Raw genomic sequence first — 2,054 nt, forward strand, 5'->3', positions numbered from 1 at the left:
CTCGGTTACGAGCGCCCCACCCAACTGCGCGGTGAGCGCGCCCGGCTGGTCGGCCTGGTGCTGCCGGAGCTGCAGAACCCGATCTTCCCCGCGTTCGCGGAAGTGATCGGCGGCGCGCTGGCCCAGCAGGGGCTGACCCCGGTGCTGTGCACCCAGACGAAGGGCGGCGTCTCCGAGGCCGACTACGTCGAACTGCTGCTCCAGCAGCAGGTGTCCGGCGTCGTCTTCGCGGGCGGCCTGTACGCCCAGGGCGACGCCGAGCACGACCACTACCGGCGGCTCGCCGAGCGCAAGGTGCCCGTCGTCCTCGTCAACGCGTCCATCGACCGGCTCGGCTTCCCCTGCGTGGCCTGTGACGACGCCGTGGCAGTCGAGCAGGCCTGGCGGCATCTGGCCTCGCTCGGCCACCGACGCATCGGGCTGGTGCTCGGCCCCGAGGACCACGTGCCCTCGCAGCGCAAGCTCGCCGCCGCCCGGTCCGTCGCCGCGGCCGGCGGCGGAGAGCTGCCCGAGGACGCCGTGGAGCGGGCCATGTTCTCGCTCGAGGGCGGGCACGCCGCGGCGGCCCGGCTCGTGGAGCGCGGCATCACCGGCATCATCTGCGCCAGCGACCCGATCGCCCTCGGCGCGGTGCGCGCCGCACGCCGGGCCGGCCGCACGGTACCGGCGGACATCTCCGTGGTGGGGTACGACGACTCGGCGTTCATGAACTGCACGGAGCCGCCGCTCACGACGGTCCGCCAGCCGATCGAGGCCATGGGCCGGGCCGCGGTGGAGCTGCTCATGACCCAGATCCAGGGCGGCACCGTGCCGCCGGGCGAGCTGCTGTTCGAGCCGGAGCTGGTGGTCCGCGGCTCGACCGCCAAGGCGGGCCCGGACGCCGGCTGACCCCGCCGAAGGGCTCCGGGACACCGACTCGCGGACCGCCCCGACCACGCCTGCGCGCGACGGGCGTAGCGGCATCTACGTCGTTCGACGCAGCGTCCGCTCCGGGCCGCACCGCACCGGCATACGCCAGGATCGGCCACCCGTTCGACCTGAACCCACGGGAAAGGCCCCTTGGAGGACTCGGGCATATGTCAGAAGCATGACCGCATCGTGTATGGCCAAATCCCTTACGGGGTACGTCGCCCTGTGCCAGAGTCTTAACCGGTCCTTCCGTCAGCCTCGGCCTCTGCGCCTGCATCGGAGTTCGTCATGTCCCCCCATGTCTTCGCGGACCGCCCCGCCGGCCAGCCGTCGGAGCGTGGCACGGTCGACGCCCTCATCACGCAGACCCGCCGTCTGCTCGGTGACGTCGACGCGGTGCGGCGTGGAGCCGTGGACGACACCGCCGGGCCCGAGGCCCGCTGGCAGCGCGCCCTGTACGAGCTGGCCGTGCACCAACTGAGCGACCTCGACCAGCACTTGGCGCAGCTGCGGGACGGCCCCGCGGGCCGGACCGGCCCCGTCCACCCGCCGGTCGGCGGCCCCGGGTCGCTCCTCAGCCGGGTCGGCAGCGCCGAGTGGGACCTGCTCACCGACGAGGCCAGCTGGTCCGAGGAGCTGTTCCAGATCCTCGGCCGGGACCCGTCCGCGCCCGCTCTCACCCTCGACGAGCTGCCCTCGGTGGTGCACACCGACGACCAGCCGAAGCTGACCTCGATGGTGACCGACTGCCTGATCGACGGGAAGCCGATCGACGGCGAGTTCCGTGTGATGCAGCCGGACGGCACCGTGCGGACGGTGCACATGATGGGCGAGCCCGTGCTCGACGCCGACGGTGCGACGGCCTCCATGTGGGCGGTCGTACGGGACGTCAGTGAACTGCGCCGCAGCCAGCGGACCGTGAGCGAGACCCGTGACTCGCTCCGGCGCCGCCGGTCCGCCGCAGGGACCGGGCACCGGCTCGCGGTCGAGCGGCAGGAGGCGGCGCCGCCCGCGTGGCGCGGCTCCCTGCGGCTCCCGCACACAGCGGCGGACGGCCCCGGCGCACCGGCGGTCGCCGCGCTGAGGCTGTCCGCCGACGACGGACCGGCGCCGGGCGGCGCCTGGTACGACGCCCTCGAACTGCC

At 73.9% G+C, this 2,054-nt stretch carries 2 protein-coding genes; both read left to right on the forward strand.

The window, feature by feature from the left end; all coding sequences use genetic code 11:
- Positions 1-888 (forward strand): substrate-binding domain-containing protein (locus tag GTW43_RS15510; RefSeq protein ID WP_161302559.1); only part of this gene is annotated, 888 nt, incomplete at its 5' end.
- Positions 889-1,197: 309 nt separating this feature from the next.
- Positions 1,198-2,054 (forward strand): PAS domain-containing protein (locus GTW43_RS15515; RefSeq protein ID WP_161302561.1); only part of this gene is annotated, 857 nt, incomplete at its 3' end.

This window comes from Streptomyces sp. SID5785 (genome assembly GCF_009870065.1).
Lineage (GTDB): Bacteria > Actinomycetota > Actinomycetes > Streptomycetales > Streptomycetaceae > Streptomyces.